This is a genomic window from Marinobacter shengliensis (assembly GCF_003007715.1).
Taxonomy (GTDB): domain Bacteria; phylum Pseudomonadota; class Gammaproteobacteria; order Pseudomonadales; family Oleiphilaceae; genus Marinobacter; species Marinobacter shengliensis.
Window position 1 is genome coordinate 1 of the sequence record NZ_PXNO01000001.1, and the last position, 17,477, is coordinate 17,477.

At 57.1% G+C, this 17,477-nt stretch carries 13 protein-coding genes; 6 read left to right on the top strand and 7 right to left on the bottom strand.

Going from position 1 to position 17,477, the window contains the following annotated elements:
* Positions 1–138: 138 nt before the first annotated feature.
* A complete protein-coding gene (locus C7H10_RS00005; RefSeq protein WP_106693170.1) occupies positions 139–1,335 on the top strand; it encodes a class I SAM-dependent rRNA methyltransferase in 1,197 nt (398 codons plus the stop codon).
* Positions 1,336–1,553: 218 nt separating this feature from the next.
* Here the strand turns inward: C7H10_RS00005 and C7H10_RS00010 are convergent, their stop codons facing one another.
* The gene (locus tag C7H10_RS00010; protein ID WP_106693171.1) at positions 1,554–2,210 is read right to left on the bottom strand and encodes a histidinol-phosphatase; all 657 of its coding nucleotides are present in this window, start codon (positions 2,208–2,210) and stop codon (positions 1,554–1,556) included.
* A gap of 170 nt (positions 2,211–2,380) precedes the next feature.
* Between C7H10_RS00010 and C7H10_RS00015 the strand changes: the two genes are divergently transcribed.
* The 3 genes from C7H10_RS00015 (at position 2,381) to C7H10_RS00025 (ending at position 6,562) form a co-directional block, all read left to right on the top strand.
* Positions 2,381–2,911, top strand: coding sequence for an RNA pyrophosphohydrolase (locus C7H10_RS00015; protein WP_061332397.1), 531 nt, complete (start codon positions 2,381–2,383; stop codon positions 2,909–2,911).
* A 12-nt stretch (positions 2,912–2,923) separates the two neighbouring features.
* The gene (gene ptsP / locus C7H10_RS00020; RefSeq protein WP_061332396.1) at positions 2,924–5,230 is read left to right on the top strand and encodes a phosphoenolpyruvate--protein phosphotransferase; all 2,307 of its coding nucleotides are present in this window, start codon (positions 2,924–2,926) and stop codon (positions 5,228–5,230) included.
* A gap of 90 nt (positions 5,231–5,320) precedes the next feature.
* Complete coding sequence (locus tag C7H10_RS00025) at positions 5,321–6,562, top strand: patatin-like phospholipase family protein (protein ID WP_061332395.1); 1,242 nt, start codon at positions 5,321–5,323, stop codon at positions 6,560–6,562.
* A 72-nt stretch (positions 6,563–6,634) separates the two neighbouring features.
* Here C7H10_RS00025 and hslU read toward each other — a convergent pair whose 3' ends face one another.
* From hslU to C7H10_RS00055, 6 genes are all read right to left on the bottom strand, one after another.
* The gene (gene hslU / locus C7H10_RS00030; protein ID WP_061332394.1) at positions 6,635–7,966 is read right to left on the bottom strand and encodes an HslU--HslV peptidase ATPase subunit; all 1,332 of its coding nucleotides are present in this window, start codon (positions 7,964–7,966) and stop codon (positions 6,635–6,637) included.
* An 11-nt stretch (positions 7,967–7,977) separates the two neighbouring features.
* Positions 7,978–8,508, bottom strand: coding sequence for an ATP-dependent protease subunit HslV (gene hslV, locus C7H10_RS00035; RefSeq protein ID WP_058090075.1), 531 nt, complete (start codon positions 8,506–8,508; stop codon positions 7,978–7,980).
* Between the two features lie 261 nt (positions 8,509–8,769).
* Positions 8,770–9,417 carry an SPOR domain-containing protein gene (locus tag C7H10_RS00040; RefSeq protein WP_106693172.1) on the bottom strand — a complete coding sequence of 216 codons (648 nt, stop codon included), beginning with the start codon at positions 9,415–9,417 and terminating at the stop codon, positions 8,770–8,772.
* 7 nt (positions 9,418–9,424) lie between these two features.
* Positions 9,425–11,110, bottom strand: coding sequence for an arginine--tRNA ligase (gene argS, locus C7H10_RS00045; RefSeq protein ID WP_106693173.1), 1,686 nt, complete (start codon positions 11,108–11,110; stop codon positions 9,425–9,427).
* Between the two features lie 217 nt (positions 11,111–11,327).
* Positions 11,328–13,265 (bottom strand): Ig-like domain-containing protein, encoded by a 1,938-nt coding sequence (locus tag C7H10_RS00050; protein ID WP_244178145.1) that lies wholly within the window; start codon positions 13,263–13,265, stop codon positions 11,328–11,330.
* A gap of 104 nt (positions 13,266–13,369) precedes the next feature.
* On the bottom strand, positions 13,370–15,535 hold the full coding sequence (locus C7H10_RS00055) for a primosomal protein N' (protein WP_106693175.1): 2,166 nt from the start codon (positions 15,533–15,535) through the stop codon (positions 13,370–13,372).
* Between the two features lie 232 nt (positions 15,536–15,767).
* Between C7H10_RS00055 and rpmE the strand changes: the two genes are divergently transcribed.
* Together rpmE and C7H10_RS00065 are read left to right on the top strand one after the other, a co-directional pair.
* Positions 15,768–15,989, top strand: coding sequence for a 50S ribosomal protein L31 (gene rpmE, locus C7H10_RS00060; RefSeq protein ID WP_061332390.1), 222 nt, complete (start codon positions 15,768–15,770; stop codon positions 15,987–15,989).
* A 216-nt stretch (positions 15,990–16,205) separates the two neighbouring features.
* Positions 16,206–17,471 (top strand): malic enzyme-like NAD(P)-binding protein, encoded by a 1,266-nt coding sequence (locus C7H10_RS00065; protein ID WP_061332389.1) that lies wholly within the window; start codon positions 16,206–16,208, stop codon positions 17,469–17,471.
* The last annotated feature ends 6 nt before the right edge of the window (positions 17,472–17,477 follow it).

Below are 17,477 nucleotides of genomic sequence, written 5' to 3' on the forward strand. Positions count from 1 at the left end.
AACACGCTGTGAATACGTCCCTGTACGCTCTGCTCCGCCATCCATGGCTCCGCAAGGTTTCGGGAAGCGCCCCCGGAACCGCGCCCCAAACGCAGTGCTGCCCTCAAGCACGATTCTGCCAATTTAGGTGATTATTTAATGGATTTTCCTGTTCTCTACCTGCGCAAGGGCGCAGAACGCCGTCTCCGTGCCGGCCACTTGTGGGTTTACAGCAATGAGGTGGATACCCAGCGTAGCCCGCTGCCAGGGTTTGAGCCCGGCACGCAGGTTCAGGTGCGTGCATCGAATGACAAGCCGATGGGTGTGGCGTTTGTGAACCCTCACGCATTGATTTGCGGCCGGCTGATCAGTCGGGATGCGGACCATGGCATGACGCCTAAGCGGTTGACGGATCGGATGGAGGCGGCGCTGAGTCTTCGGGAGCGTTTGTTTGATAAGCCTTTTTACCGTTGGGTGTTTGGTGACAGTGATGGGCTGTCTGGCTTGGTGGTGGACCGGTTTGATGATGTGGTGGTGGTGCAGATTTCCACCGCGGGCATGGAGCAGATGAAGGATGCCATTGTGCGTGCCGTTCAGCGGTTGGCTCATGCCCGGATTATCGTGCTGAAGAACGATGGCAAGATGCGCAAGGTTGAGGGGCTGGACACCTATGTGGAGTTTTCCCATGGGCCGGAAGCGGATACGGTGCTGGTGGAGGAGAACGGTGCTCGCTTTGAGGTGCCGTTGGCCGGTGGTCAGAAAACCGGCTGGTTCTATGATCATCGTATGAATCGGCAACGCCTGCAGGCCTATGCGCCGGGTAAGAAAGTGCTGGATGTGTTCAGTTACGTGGGCGGTTGGGGTATTCAGGCCGCTTGTGCCGGGGCATCCCAGGTGACCTGTGTGGACGCGTCCTCATCGGCGGTGGATGCGGTGCACCACAACGCCAAGCTGAACGGGCTGGAGAATGTGGACACTATTGAAGGCGACGCCTTTGATGCCCTGAAAGCTCTGGCGGATGAGAAAGAAAAGTTCGACATTGTGGTACTGGACCCACCCGCGCTGATTCCCCGTCGCCGTGACCAGAAAGCTGGGGAGCAGGCCTATGCCCGGCTGAATCAATTGGGGCTCAGGCTGCTGGAGCGTGATGGATTGCTGGTGTCAGCATCTTGCTCCATGCATCTGTCCCAGGAAAAGCTGATCGACATTATTCGTGGCAGTGGCCGCAAGATTGACCGGTTTGTGCAGCTGCTGGAGCAAGGTCACCAGGCGCCGGACCATCCCATCGTGCCGGGGATTCCGGAGACGGACTACATCAAGTCCTGCTTTGTGCGTTCGCTGACCGGGTTTTTCTAGGTTTTAAGGGTCTGTCCCCGAATGGGGACTGACCCATCTTGGAATCCAGTACCATTGTCTAGGGGTCTGTCCCCGAACGGGGACTGACCCATTTTGGACTCCAGCACCAGTGTTTAAGGGTCTGTCCCCGCATGGGGACTGACCCATCTTGGACTCCAGTACCAAGGTTCGATCTGGGTGCCGAAGACGGGCAAAAGTGGGTCAGACCCCGTTCGGGGTCAGACCCGAAGCGACATAACCCGCCAACCATTCTCCACAGCCGTCTTCTCCAGCGTCGGGTCCGGATCAACCGCCACAGGGTTCTCCACCCTCCGCAACAGCGGCAAGTCATTGTGTGAGTCGCTGTAGAACCAGGCGCCCTCAAGGCTCTCACCGTGGGTGGCCAGCCAGTCGTTCAGCCGTTCCACTTTGCCTTCCTGAAAACTTGGTGTGCCAGCCACTTCACCGGTGAATTTGCCGTTGACCAGCTCGGGTTCGGTGGCGATCAGGTGCTCAATGCCCATTAGTTCAGCAATTGGCTCGGTAATGAATCGGTTGGTGGCGGTGATAATCATCAGGGTATGGCCCTGTTCGCGGTGGTCGGCCAGTAGCTTCGCCGCCTTATCCTGCATCATGGGCTGTACTTTCTTGGCCATGAAGGCTTCGCGCCAGCGTTCCAGTTCGTCCATGTTGTGCCGGGTCAGTGGTGCCAGGACAAAGCGCTGATAGTGGAATACGTCGAGCTCTCCGTTCAGATACTCTTCGTAAAAGCGGTCATTGGCGCGCTTGTACTCTTCGGCATCCACCATGCCCTCTTCCACCAGAAACTCACCCCAGGCATGGTCGCTGTCACCGTTCAGCAAGGTGTTGTCCAGATCAAATATTGCGAGCGTCAAGCCGTTTCCTCCCATTGTGACAGGCTCTGAAGCAGGAGCCACAGTCTACCATGACCTGCCGCTAACGGCTCCGTTTGCCGAAGCCTTGGGATTCTGTAAGAATGAGAGCAACTTGGACAATTTTCGCCGGTTAAAACTTAACCGGTGCCGACTTTAATGAGGACTGTGCCGTGATCGACTCAGACGGTTTCAGACCCAACGTCGGAATCATTCTGGCCAACCACAGGGGAGAGGTTCTCTGGGCAAGGCGAATAGGGCAGGACTCCTGGCAGTTTCCACAAGGTGGTATCAAGCACGACGAATCACCGGAGGATGCGCTTTATCGGGAGCTTGGAGAGGAAATCGGCCTGAGTGCCAGCGATGTGGAAATCATCAGCTGCACCCGGGGCTGGCTGCGTTACCGGCTTCCGAGGAGGATGGTACGCCATAACTCGCACCCCGTTTGTGTGGGGCAAAAACAGAAATGGTTCCTGCTGAGGATGATGTCGCCAGACGCGCATGTGCGCGTGGATGGTACCGATTCACCGGAATTCGACGGGTGGCAGTGGGTAAGCTACTGGTATCCGTTAGGACAAGTAGTTTCATTCAAGAGAGAAGTGTATAGGCGCGCGCTGAGAGAACTGGCTCCCAGGCTGTTCCACAACATGGAACAGTGGCAACGGAGTGAGCAGAACCGGCGTTTGAAGGAACACCAGAAATGACGGACTGACTCCATGCTGAGCATCCTGCGAAGTCTAGTACAAGAGGTAAACAGCGCCCGCGATTTGCAGGAGGCGCTGGATATCATTGTCTCGCGGGTGCAAAAGGCCATGAATACCGAGGTCTGCTCCGTCTATCTTTTAGATCCGGCATCCAACCGTTACATCCTGATGGCTACCGAGGGTCTTTACAAAGACTCTGTTGGAAAGGTCAGTCTTGCTTATTCTGAGGGCCTGGTGGGCCTGGTAGGCTCCCGTGAGGAGCCTATCAATCTTGAAGACGCCCCTGCCCATCCCCGCTATCGTTACTTCCCGGAGACGGGTGAGGAACGCTTCCGTTCATTCCTGGGCGTGCCCATCATTCACCATCGCCGAGTACTGGGCGTGCTGGTGGTTCAGCAACGGGAGAGCTCCCGTTGTTTTGATGAGGGCGAAGAGGCGTTCCTGGTCACGGTCTCTGCCCAGTTGGCGGGTGTCATTGCCCACAGCGAGGCCACCGGGGCCATAAGCGGCTTGTCGTTGACCGGGGAAGAAACCCAGGATGTCAGTTTCAATGGTGTGCCGGGCTCCCCTGGTGTCGCGATTGGTACTGGTGTGGTGGTGTATCCGTCCGCCGATCTGGACGTGGTGCCGGAGAAACCGACCGAGAACATCGAGCAGGAACTGGAGCTGTTCCAGTCTGCCGTGCAGGCCGTTCGGGAAGACATCGAGCGGGTAGCGAACCGCCTGGCCTCGCAACTTCGCCCCGAAGAACAGGCCCTGTTTGACGTTTACCTGCGGATGCTGGATGACGGTGCCCTGCCAGGCGAAGTTGCGATCAAAATTCGCGAAGGCATCTGGGCTCAGGGTGCTTTGAAACAGGTGGTGCAGCAGTACATCCGTCATTTCGAGATGATGGATGATCTTTACCTGCAAGAGCGGGTGGTGGATATCCGGGATCTCGGCCGGCGGCTGCTGTCCCATATGCAGGAAGGCGAGCAAAAGCTTCAGGAATACCCGGAGCACACGGTACTGGTCAGTGAAGAACTGACGCCAGCCATGCTGGGCGAAGTGCCGAAAGGGCAACTGGTTGGCCTTGTGTCCGTCAAAGGGTCCAGTAACTCCCATGTGGCCATACTGGCCCGCGCCATGGGTGTGCCCACGGTGATGGGGCTGGTGGATATTCCGGTCAACCAGCTGGACGGCCGCGAACTGGTGGTGGACGGCTTTGAAGGGCAGATTTTTGCCTCGCCGTCATCGGATCTTCGCGCTTTCTACCAGGCCATCTGTGAGGAAGAAGACGAGCTGATCCGTGGGCTTGAGGTGCTGCGGGACAAGCCCTGCGAAACCACCGATGGCCATCGGGTGTCGCTGCTGGTAAATACCGGCCTGATGACGGATGTGGTGCGCTCGCTGTCTCACGGGGCCGAAGGCATTGGGCTGTATCGCACCGAAGTCCCGTTCATGATCAAGGACCGCTTTCCGTCTGAGCAGGAGCAGCGGGAGTATTACCGGGAACAACTGGAAGCCTTTGCGCCTAATCCGGTGACCATGCGTACTCTGGACATCGGTGGTGACAAAGCCCTGACCTATTTCCCGATTGAGGAGGAAAACCCCTTTCTTGGTTGGCGGGGCATCCGGGTTACCCTGGATCACCCCGAGATCTTTCTTGTTCAGGTGCGGGCCATGCTGAAGGCCAGCGAAGGCTTGAACAACCTGCAGATCATGCTGCCGATGATCAGCAACATTTCCGAGGTGGAGGAATCCCTGCACCTGATTTACCGGGTTTATCACGAAGTGCGCGAAGAAGGCTACGACATCCACATGCCCAAAGTGGGTGTGATGGTGGAAGTGCCGGCTGCCGTTTACCAGATTCGTGAACTGGCTGAGCGCGTGGACTTTCTCTCGGTGGGTTCCAACGACCTGACCCAATACCTGTTGGCGGTAGATCGCAACAACCCGCGTGTTGCCCAGCTTTACCATTCCTATCATCCGGCCGTTTTACAGGCATTGGTGCGCATTGCCCAGGATGCCCACTCCGTGGGTAAGCCGGTGGGCATCTGTGGCGAGCTGGCCGGCGACCCGGGTGGCGCGTTGCTGTTAATGGCGATGGGCTATGATTCCCTGTCGATGAACGCGGCCAGTCTGCCGAAGGTGAAATCCGTTATCCGCAGCATTGATCGGGAGTGGGCTATCCAGTTGCTGGAAGATGTTCTGCTGCTGGATTCCCCCCACGTCATCAAGAGCTGTGTCGACCTGGCCCTGCGTAATGCCGGGTTTGGCCGGTATTTGCGACCGGTGAAATCCTCCAGCGCTGCGATGGCAGAGCAGGCGGTTTCCTGACCGACTGTGACAGTAATAGGGTGCTTACTCTAAAATCCGTTGATAGGTTAGTAACGTAATTCTTACTGCAGTACCTACGAAGGACAGGCTATGACCAAAGCGACCGAGCTCAAGCCAGCACCGCGCATTGGCCTCGCCCTTGGGGGCGGTGGGCCACTGGGTGGCATTTATGAGATCGGAGCGCTAAGGGCGCTGGACGAAGCCCTGGATGGCTTGGATTTCAACAACATCGATGTTTATGTCGGGGTTAACTCTGGCTCCTTTGTGGCGGCTAACCTGGCCAATCAGATGACCACGGCCCAGTTGTGTCGTATCTTCGTGCGCAATGAAGCCGAGGTTCACCCGTTCCACCCGGAAGTATTCTATCGCCCTGCATTCCGGGAGATTGGTAGTCGCTTGCTGGCGGTTCCCGGTTTGTTGTCTTCGGCTGTCAGCCGTTTTATCAATAACCCCTACGACCAGAGCCTTCTGGAAGCCTTGACCATTCTGGCCCAGGCCGCGCCAGCCGGGTTGTTTGATAACGAGGGGCTGCACGAATACCTGCGGCGGGCGTTTACCATGCTGGGCCGCACCAACGATTTCCGTCAGCTAAAGCGTAGCCTGTACGTGGTGGCTGCGGATGTGGAGAGCACGGAAGCGGTATGCTTTGGTGCCCCGGGGTATGACCACGTGCCCATTTCCAAGGCGGTCCAGGCCAGCACGGCTTCGCCGGGGCTGTATGTGCCGGTCGACATCGATGGTCGTTACTATGTGGACGGCACCTTGCGTAAGGGGTTGCATGCCTCGGTCGCCTTCGAAGACGGCGCCGATCTGGTGCTGGCGGTGAACCCTCAGGTGCCTATCGACGCCAGCGCAGCGGTGCGTGCAGGCACCATGAAGCCTGGCGACCTCACGCGCTCAGGCATGCCCAACCTGTTGTCCCAGACGTTCCGCACCATGGTCTACTCACGGATGCAGTCCGGTATTGCCCAGTATGGTCGTGACTACCCGGACAAAGACATCCTGCTGTTCGAGCCCACCCGGGACGACGCCAAGCTGTTCTTCTCCAACGTGTTCAGCTTCCAGAGCCGGCGGATGGTGTGCGAACACGCCTATCAAATGACGCGTAGAGATCTGCTGAACCGGGCCGATGAACTGGAGCCAAAACTGCTCAAGTACGGCATCAAACTGCGTCGGGATCGCCTGGAAGACGAACAACGCACCATCAGCACCAGCCTGTATGGCGAAATGCTGCCCTTGTATGTGGCCAAGGGGCGCAAGAAGCAGGCGGAGAAGGGCAAGTTAGCCGCAAGTATCGGTAACGTCACTCATTTGTTCTCGAAAGCCCAGTAAAAAAGCGCCAGGGTACAAAAAAGGCCGGATGCGTTAAACACATCCGGCCATTTCAGTGTCGGGCGAAGCCGGTTACAGAATATACCGGCTCAGGTCCTCGTCTTCAGACAACTCGCCCAGCTTCTCATCGACGTACTCCGCAGTAATCTCGAAGCCATCCGTTACCTTATCACCGGCATCGAACGACAGGCTTTCAAGCAAGCGTTCCAGCACCGTATGCAGGCGACGGGCACCGATGTTCTCGGTGGTTTCGTTCACCTTGAAAGCCACCTCTGCGATCCGCGCAATGGCATCTTCGCTGAAGTTGAGCTTCACGCCTTCGGTGCCCATCAGGGCTTCGTATTGCTGCACCAGGGAGGCGTCTGGTTCGGTCAGGATGCGTTTGAAGTCCTCCGGTGTCAGCGCCTGGAGTTCTACCCGGATCGGCAAACGCCCCTGCAGTTCCGGGATCAGGTCTGACGGCTTGGACAGGTGGAAGGCGCCGGAGGCGATAAACAGAATGTGATCGGTGCGCACCGCGCCATACTTGGTGCTGACGGTGCTGCCTTCAATCAACGGCAGCAAATCCCGCTGCACGCCCTCGCGGGAGACATCCGATGAGGTGTTCTCCGAGCGCTTGGCGACTTTGTCGATCTCATCAATGAACACAATGCCATTCTGCTCAACCGCATCAATGGCCTTGTGCTTGATCTCTTCCTCGTTCACCAGTTTGGCGGCTTCCTCGTCTTTCACCTGCTTCATGGCGTCCGCCACTTTCATCTTGCGGGTCTTACGCTTGTCAGATGACAGGTTGGAGAACATGCTCTGAAGCTGGTTGGTCATCTCCTCCATGCCAGGAGGAGCCATGATTTCAACGCCGGCGCCGCCACTGCGAACGTCAATCTCGATTTCCTTGTCATCCAGCTCGCCTTCCCGCAGCTTTTTGCGGAACATCTGGCGAGTGGCGGAATCGTTACTGGCGCGCTGGCTGTCTTCGTTGAAATCCCGGGCTGGTGGCAGCAAGGCATCCAGAATACGGTCCTCGGCGGCATCCAGGGCACGGTTCTCGTGGCGTTTCATCTCCTTCTCGCGGAGCAGTTTCACCGCCATATCCGCCAGGTCCCGGATAATGGATTCCACATCCCGGCCCACATAGCCCACCTCGGTGAACTTGGTGGCTTCCACCTTCAGGAAGGGCGCATCCGCCAACTTGGCCAGGCGCCGGGCGATCTCGGTTTTACCCACACCGGTGGGGCCAATCATCAAAATGTTCTTGGGAGTGATTTCGTCACGCAGGCTGCTGTCCAGCTGCATGCGGCGCCAGCGGTTACGCAGGGCAATGGCTACGGCACGCTTGGCTTCATCCTGACCCACGATGTGTTTATTGAGCTCGTGGACAATCTCACGGGGAGTCATTGCAGACATGGTCGCTCCGGTCAGTCTTTGAAGGACAGCACTTCCAGAGTGCGGTTCTGATTGGTGTAAATGCAGATATCACCGGCGATCTCGAGCGCCTTTTCGGCGATTTCGTGTGCACTCAGGTCGGTATTTTCAAGCAGCGCACGAGCCGAGGCCTGGGCAAACGGGCCACCGGAGCCAATGGCAATCAGCCCTTGTTCAGGCTCGATGACATCCCCGTTACCGGTAATGATCAGCGAGGCGGTTTTGTCGGCCACGGCCAGCAGGGCCTCCAGCTTTCGCAGAGCGCGATCGGTACGCCAGTCTTTGGCAAGCTCTACCGCAGCCCGGGTAAGATTACCCTGGTGCTTCTCCAACTGGGCTTCAAAACGTTCAAACAAAGTGAACGCATCGGCGGTGCCGCCGGCAAACCCGGCAATCACCTGGCCGTTATAGAGCCTGCGAACCTTACGGGCATTGCCTTTCATGACGGTGTTGCCCAGAGAAACCTGGCCATCGCCGCCCATGGCGACTTCATCGTCCCGGCGGACGGAAACTATGGTAGTCATTTTGGCTCCAGTTGCCTGATATGAAAGTGTCTTGGAGCTTTATGGAGGCTTCTGGCGGGAATTCAAGAGGGCCGGCTTGGGGGGGGGGAGGCCAGCTTTGCGGGGGTGCTTTTCAAAACACGCTGTGAATACGTCCCTGTACGCTCTGCTCCGCCATCCATGGCTCCGCAAGGTTTTGAAAAGCACCCCCGCAAACCTGTCCCAATCTCCGGCGCGGTTATCTTTTCGAGTGATTCCAGAGTCGGCGGGCTTACAAGAAATTTAACCTTCGCGCGGAATTTTCCGAACCAGCGGCTGAATATTAATAGAAACCAGCTTATCCACCGCCGCATTCATCTGGCTGCGAGACTCAAATGGCCCCACATTCACCCGATACCACACACTGCCACTTTCCAGATCAATGCGCTGAACCTGCGCTCGCAAACCCTGGAACGCGATCTGAGCCCGCTGCCGTTCGGCATCCGCCTGGCTGCGGAAAGAGCCGGACTGGACGATATAATTGAAGTCCTGCTGAGCAGGGTTGGGGGAGTACTCCTGAACCTTGGGGGGCACCACTTCTGATTCCGGCAACATATCGTAGAACCGGAAATTCTGCTCCCGTGGCCGGCTTGGCTCCTGCTTGGCGGTGCTGGGCGCGGGTGTTTTGGGCTGGGCAGACTGCTGTGCGGGTTGGCTCGGCCTGGCGGATTCCTGGCCCGTTGGTAGTGTGTTGAGGTACACGATAAAACCGACAAAACCACCTACCGCAGCCAGAGACAGAATCCATTTGAACGACAGCGCCCCGTGCTGGGAGTGCGATGGCGCACTCCGCTTAGCGGGGGAAGCTTTACGGGGCTTCGGCGCTGGCTTTCTGGACGAAGCCGCTCCTTTTCCCGCAGGCCGGTCTTTCTTGGCGTAGTCTCTGGCCATGGTCTTTTTACATCTCCTCTGGCGCACTAACGCCCAGCAAATCCAGGCCGTTGGCAATCACCTGGCGCACGGCCAGATAAAGGCTGACACGGGCATCCCGCAGGGCGGTGTCTTCAATCAACACCTTGTGGGCGTTGTAATAGGTGTGGAACTGGCCGGCCAGCTCACGCAGGTAATGGGTGAGGTGGTGCGGCTCCCGCTGGGTGGCGGAGTTGGCAATCAGCTCCGGATACTTGGCCAGCTGATTGGCCAGTTCTTTCTCTTCGTCCAGGGTTAACAGGCTCAGGTCGCCAACACATTCGTTCATGCCCCGCTTTACACCCTCGGCTGCGAGCTTACGCAGCACGCTGCAAATACGGGCATGGGCATACTGGATGTAATACACCGGGTTTTCATTGGTCTGGGAGCGGGCCAGGTCGATATCGAAGGTCAACTGGGAGTCGACACGGCGCGCGGCCAGGAAGAAACGGGTGGCATCGCGGCCGACTTCGTCGATCAGGTCCCGTACGGTTACGTAGCTGCCGGCCCGCTTGGAGATTTTCACTTCCTGGCCGGAGCGGGTCACCATCACCATCTGGTGCAGAACGTAGTCCGGCCAGCCCTGTGGGATGTCGGCTTTCAGTGCCTGCAGGCCGGCGCGCACGCGGGTCACGGTGGAGTGGTGGTCTGCACCCTGTTCGTTGATCACGGTGGTAAAGCCACGCTGCCACTTGTCCAGGTGATAGGCCACATCCGGCAGGAAGTAGGTGTAGCCGCCATCCTTTTTACGCATAACCCGGTCTTTGTCATCGCCAAACTCGGTGGTTTTCAGCCACATGGCGCCGTCTTGCTCATAGGTGTAGCCGTTGGCCTTCAGGCGCTCAACGGTGGCCTCCACCTTGCCGTCCTCGTACAGGGAAGATTCCAGGAAATACACATCAAACTGAACGTCAAAGGCTTTCAGGTCCAGGTCCTGCTCCCGGCGCAGGTAGGCCACGGCAAAGTCGCGGATGGCGTCCTGGTCGTCCGGGTCGGCCTTGGCGGTCACTTTCCGGTCATCGGCAATCACCGTTTCGCCGGCCATATAGGCGTTGGCCACGTCGACAATATAGTCGCCCCGGTAGCCGTCTTCCGGCCAGCTTTCATGCTCCGGGGTCAGGCCCTTCACGCGGGACTGAACCGACCGCGCCAGATTGTTGATCTGGGCGCCGGCGTCGTTGTAATAAAACTCACGGGTAACGTCGTAACCGTTGGCTTCCAGTAGGCGACACAGGCAGTCGCCAATAGCGGCGCCGCGGCCATGGCCCACGTGCAGGGGGCCGGTGGGGTTGGCCGACACAAACTCCACCTGAACCTTCTCACCTTTGCCCGAGTTGTTACGGCCAAACTGTTCCGCTTCGCCCAGGATGGTATTCACTATTCCGAACGCGCTGGCGGTGCTCATGAAAAAGTTAATAAAGCCCGGCCCGGCAATCTCCACCTTCTCCACCGCTGAACTCTCCGGCAACGCCGCCACCAGGGCCTCGGCCAGCTTTCGCGGCGGGCAGCCAGCCGCCTTGGCGGCCATCAGGGCAATGTTGCAGGCGTAATCGCCGTGGGATTTGTCCTTGGTGTTGCCAACCTGGGGGGTAAAGGTCTGGTCAGCCGGCAGAGTGCCTTCAGACTGCAGGGCAGCCAGTGCGGACTGGAGAAGCTCGGATACGGTCTCTTTCATGCGTCAGATGACTCGGTTTTCAGGAGAATGGGTGCAGGGCTGGGCGCCCGTTGAAATCAGAAGAGGCGTATTATCGCGGAAAGTTGGATATCAAGCAAAATTGCTGACAGATTGAATTTTTGGTCGAAAGTCGGCAGTAACGGATGGAGGTATACCAACTAATATTAAAGAGCTGGGCTTTCCGATGAAGAAAGCCCAGCTTGTCCAGTAGCCTTGATCAGTTGCAGGCTGTTTCGTTATAAGGGCTTTGCTCTCCCGGAGGGCTGACTCCCTCGTCACTTAGGTCATCAGCGACACAGGGTAGAATGAATGTCCTAGAGTTAGAGCTCGTGAAGCCCTCAACATTCGAGGTTGCAGTTAATCTAACCTTTACCCAATTGCACTGGTCTTTGGTGTACTTAATATCAAATTGGATTGCACCGGAGTCATCAGTCGTTACTGACCGAGGGGCTGCAGCGGGGGTCCCAATCTCAGTTCCATTCACAGGATCGGAGTGGTTTGTCTGGCACGTTGTAGGGTTGTCCGGCAATACCCATTTGTCACCATTCCAGCTATAAGATCCCTTGGCGAATTCAACTGGAAGGACGCTAAGTTGTACCGGCTGGTCGGTGCTTGCGTTACCGTTGGCGTCGGTCACAAGCACGCTCCACGGCATTTCATAAGTGGTTTGGTCTGGGGCGGAAATTGTATTGCCAGTGCCGAGGATCAAGGTCAGCGCCCGCCCAGCCACGGTAAGCAAGATAGTCTTTTGCTCGGTAGTGCCGTCGCTGCGCTGGATCTGTGCGGTTATCTGAACGCCATCTTTCTCACTGATACTACTTGTGGAGGTATAGGTCGAAATCGCGCGCCCTTGACTATCTGTTCTCACGCTTCCTGGTGAAAGTGTGCCGCCCGTCGGATCAGTCAATGTGAACTCTACTTGCGCATTCTTTACGAGGTTGCCGTTTTCGTCCCGGACCGTAGCGATTATGCTTGCCTCATCGTTAGTTGAAACCTGCGTCTTTGAAGCTCGGATATTTATGTCGTGTGGGTTAGAAGACACGAATTCAAGGGCCTGGCTTGTCTGAATCTGACTGCCCTCAGAGCTCTCTGCTGTGGCAGTGATTTCGGCAATGCCGACATTTGTTGAGCTGATGCTGGCAACAGCTGCGCCATTACCGTCTGTTATTGCGGTGTTGGAAGCAAGAGTTCCGCGGGTTGTAGCAAAACGGACCTCTTGTCCCACTACAGGGTTTCCATTTTGAGTCCAAGTCACAGATACGTTTTGAGAAGCGCCTATTTCCACTTCGCTTACGTCAATTTCGTCGAAAATGAAGCTGTCAGCAGATACGTTCACGTTGATTTGGGTGGAAATGCCAGAATCACCTTCAAATGCACTAACCGAGAGCGTGTCTGTGCCACCACTGTTCGCGTTGAGCGAGAATCTAACTCGTCCTGAAGAATCTGTGTTCATGCTTGAGCTTGAGACGGTGTTGTTCTGGCTTGATATGTTTACGACAGTGTTTCCGATGCCTCCACCTGCAGAGTCAAGCAGGCGTGCTTCGAAGTTCGCTGAGGCTCCATTACTGATAGCAGTCGGGCCGGTGAGGCTTAGGTTGGTGCCGGTTACTGCAATGTTTACCGAATTAGTTTGAGAGCCAGCGGATGCTGTAACGGCAATTGTTCTATTTCGGGCATCACCTTGGGAGGACAATTCGGCGCTGGCCTGGCCGGCTTCAGACGTGGTTGGAGTCGTGACTACCAGTGAGCCGTTATTTGATGCTTCAAACTTGACCGGAACGTCGGGTGTAAGAACGCCATTTTGGTCGCGAACAAGAGCTGTAATAAGAGCCTTGTCCTGGCCTGAAGAGCCAATTGTTGGCGCGCTTGTGAGCAGCTGAACGGAGCCAACACTCACTGTTGGGTTAGTAGGGGTATCTGATCCTCCCCCCGTATTGCCGCCGCTTCCTGCAAGCGGAGTAGAGCTATCATCCCCTCCACAGGCCGCCAAAATAAAAGCCAGCGACAACGCTGACGCACGCGCAAGGAATTTCCCTGACATTTTTATATCTCCAGTTTTCGTTACAGCAAAAGCCTTTTCGCTGCGCATTCCCTGCTTGAGAACCGCAACCTCAGGTGTTGTTACAGCTTTATTAGGTAGTTTGCTGAAAATCATAGCACAGTCGGCGCGAACGCAATGCTTACGGGTGCCGATTTCTGCAAAAGATTGTAACGATTTGCAGGTTATCGACTGCGTCACATTTTTGTTGGCTGATCAGGTTAGCCGGTTTCCTGCGGATCTACATCAACCACCCATCGGGTACTGGAGGGCAGCCTGGCTTGGTCTAGGTATTGGCATAGCTGTGTCAGCACGCGATTGAGGTGGCCACGGCTATCGCTGCACAGAATCAGTTGGGCCCGGTGGCGGTCGGCTTTGCGGGCGATAACGGCAGGTAACGGGCCCCAGATTTCGATGCCGGGGCTTTGCGCCATGGGTTTCAGGGTGTCCAGAAGTTGCAGGCTGTTCTGCATGGTGTCGGCTTCGGCTCGTACGATCGCCATAGCGCGGTAGGGTGGCAGGGCGCCGGTTTCTCGCTCGGCCAGGAGCTGGTCGGCGATCGCAGCGTAGTTACCCTGGCACAAGTTGGTGAGAAGCGGGTGGTCGCTGTGGCAGGTCTGGATCAGCACTTTTCCCGGTTTGTCGCCCCGACCGGCGCGGCCACTGACTTGTAGCAGAGTCTGGATCATCTGTTCCGGTGCCCGGAAATCAACACTGAACAGGCCGCCGTCGGCGTTTACTACGCACACCAGGGTCACGTTGGGGAAGTCGTGGCCCTTGGCCAGCATCTGGGTGCCCACAAGAATGCAGGGCTCGCCGGTATTCACCCTTTTCAGGATGGCTTGGATACTGCCTTTGCGCTGGGTGCTGTCCCTGTCTACCCGCACGATGGGCGTGTCCGGAAATTGCTCGGCAAGGGTGTCTTCGGTGCGCTCGGTGCCCTGGCCAACGGGTTTGTAGTTTTCGCTCTGGCATTTTGGGCAGGTGTGGCTGGCCGCCATCTGGAAGTCACAGTGGTGGCAGCGCATGGCGTGGTCGCGGCGGTGGTAGGTCAGTCGGGTGTCGCAGCGTGGGCATTCTTCTAAGTGGCCGCAATCAAAGCACATCATTACCGGGGCAAATCCCCGTCTGTTGACGAAGACCAGTGCTTGCTCGCCCCTCGCAAGCGTTTCTTTGATCGTATTCAGGGTTGGGCGGGACAGTCCCGCTTCAAGTGGCCGGCTTCGGATGTCCAGTAATTCAAGCTGGGGTGGCTTCGCGTTGCCGGCCCGTTCTTCCAGTCGAATCAGTTGGTATTTGCCCTGTTGCGCGTTATGCCAGGATTCCAGGGCCGGTGTGGCCGAGCCGAGAATCACCGGGCACCGGTTCAGGTGAGCGCGGTAGACGGCAACATCCCGCCCGGAATACCGGAAACCTTCGCCCTGTTTGTAGGAGCTGTCGTGCTCCTCATCGACGATGATGGTGCGAAGGTGGCTAAAAGGAAGCAGTACTGCCGAGCGGGTGCCTATCAGGATCACCGGTTCGCCATTGCGGATTTTCAGCCAGGTGCTCAGGCGCTCACCGTCATTCAGGGCAGAGTGCCATACCTGAATGCGGTTGCCGAAGTAGCGGCGAAAGCGGGCGAGTGTTTGTGGTGTCAGGTTGATCTCGGGTACCAGTACCAGTGCCTGCTCGTTCGCGTTGAGGTGCGTTTTTAAATAATGAAGGTAAAGTTCGGTTTTACCGCTACCGGTTATTCCATAGAGCAGGGTGGCAGAGAATTCGTGTGTGTGCTCCGGCATCTGAGCTGACGCTGCCTGTTGGGCGGCGGACAGGGTCGGGGCCGGCAGGTCTTTGGTGGCCGGCGCAGTTATGGCTTTGGCGCCCTCGGTGATCAGATCTTTCTGTTGCAGATTGCGAATCTGGGCCCGGCTGAAGCCGGATTTCACCAACGCGCTGGAGCTAATGCCGGGTGATTCCTTGATGGCATTGAACAGGGCGACTTGCCGGTGTGCGTTGGCTGGTAAGACGGCCTCTGTTGCTGCCGGGTGCCAGCTTTCATCGGCTTTCTCCTGAGCGGGCCGACCCCGTCGCAAGGCCGGGGGGAGGGCGGTAAACAGGCATTCTCCCAGCGGATGCTGGTAATAATCGCTGGCCCAGGTGAGCAGGTTAAAGGTGTTGTCTGGCAGGGCTGGCCAGGCTTCCAGTGTGCCTTTGATAGCCTTCAGGTTGACGCCGGGCGGGGGCTCAACGCCAATCTCTACTACCAGGCCAGTCAAAGTCTGGCGCCCGAAAGGCACGGTAACCCGCTGGCCAGGTGCGAGCTCAAGGCTGTCGGGAATCAGGTAGTCAAACAGGCGCCTCAGGGGACGGTTCAGGGCGATGCGGGCGATAGCTGGCCGTGTCACGGTATCTGCGTATCCTGATGGCGGGCCTTCTGGCGCCGGGCGTTGTGTTCTGGAGTCTTGTGAGGAGTCAAGATACTTGCCTGTGGCCGGGTTTGTCAGTAAGATTCGCGGTCTGTTTATGGCCGGGCATGATTGTGCACGGTCTTTCCAATTGATTCAAACATGCGGTGCCTGGCATGTAGGCCGTTTTCGGCGGGTGATCAGGTAGCGGCATGACCGACAGAGGTTCGCCATGAAAGAAGGTATTCACCCGAAGTACGAAGACATTACCGCCACCTGTTCATGCGGTAACGTGATCAAGACTCGCTCCACTGTAGGCCACGACCTGCAGCTGGACGTATGCTCCCAGTGCCACCCGTTCTACACTGGCAAGCAGAAGGTTATGGACACCGGCGGTCGTATTGATCGGTTCCAGAAGCGTTTCGGCAGCCGTATCGGCGGCAAGAAAGCCTGATCTGCACCGAAATGTTGCAAAAAAGCGCCTCAGGGCGCTTTTTTTGTGTCTGGACGTCGGTTTTTTCGATGTCTTATACGCAAAATGCACTATTGACTGGTCATAAAATATTCGGGTTTGGCTTGTCGTTTCGGGGCGGTCGCGCCATAATGTCGCGCTCCGTTGGGCGAGCCCCGGCGGTTAATACCTTTAAACGTGACAAACGGAACAGTGGCAATGTCTCAAGATCTGAAAGAAGCAGCCCTTGAATATCACGCCAAACCGCGGCCGGGTAAGCTGAGTGTTGAAATCACCAAGCCAACCCAAACTTCCCGCGACCTTTCCCTGGCGTACAGCCCCGGGGTTGCCGAACCGGTCCGCGAGATCGCGAAGGACCCCGAGAACGCATACAAGTACACGGCCAAGGGCAACCTGGTAGCTGTGATTTCTGATGGTACTGCGATCCTGGGTCTGGGTAATCTCGGCCCCCTGGCAAGCAAGCCGGTAATGGAAGGCAAGGGCGTACTGTTCAAGCGCTTTGCTGGTATTGACGTGTTCGATATCGAAGTCAATTCCGAAAGCCCGCAAGCGTTTATTGAAACTGTAGAGCGTATCGCGGATACCTTCGGTGGTATCAACCTCGAAGACATCAAGGCACCGGAGTGCTTCGAGATTGAGCGTGCGCTGATCGAAAAGTGCAACGTGCCCATCTTCCATGATGACCAGCACGGTACTGCCATCGTGACTGCAGCTGGCATGATCAATGCCCTTGAGCTGCAGGGTAAGAAAATTGAAGAGGCAAAGGTGGTTTGTCTGGGCGCCGGTGCGGCTGCCATTGCCTGCATGAAGTTGTTGATCAGCTGCGGTATTCGCTCTGAAAACATTTTCATGCTCGACCGCAAGGGTGTGATCCACTCTGGTCGTGACGATCTGAACCAGTACAAAGCGATGTTCGCCAACGAGACAGACAAGCGCACACTGGATGACGCCATTGACGGCGCCGACGTGTTCCTGGGTCTGTCTGGTCCGGACCTGTTGAGTGCTGAGCAGCTGGCGAAGATGGCTCCGAACCCGATCGTATTCGCGTGCTCCAACCCGGATCCGGAAATCAGTCCGGAAGTGGCTCTGGCTACCCGCGATGATCTGATCATGGCAACCGGCCGTTCGGACTATCCGAACCAGGTGAACAACGTTCTGGGCTTCCCGTTCATTTTCCGTGGCGCGCTGGACGTTCGTGCAACCGCCATCAACGAGGAAATGAAAGTGGCAGCGGTTCATGCTATTCGTGAACTGGCTAAAGAGCCCGTGCCCCAGGAAATCTGCGCCGCTTACGGTGTCGACAGCCTGGAGTTCGGTAAGGAATACATTATTCCCAAGCCGATGGACGTTCGTCTGCTTGACGTAGTGCCTGCTGCGGTTGCCCGTGCTGCCGTAGACTCTGGTGTGGCGCGCAATCCTTACCCGGCGCACTACCCGCTGAAGTCCATGGACGACATCATCTGATCTGGA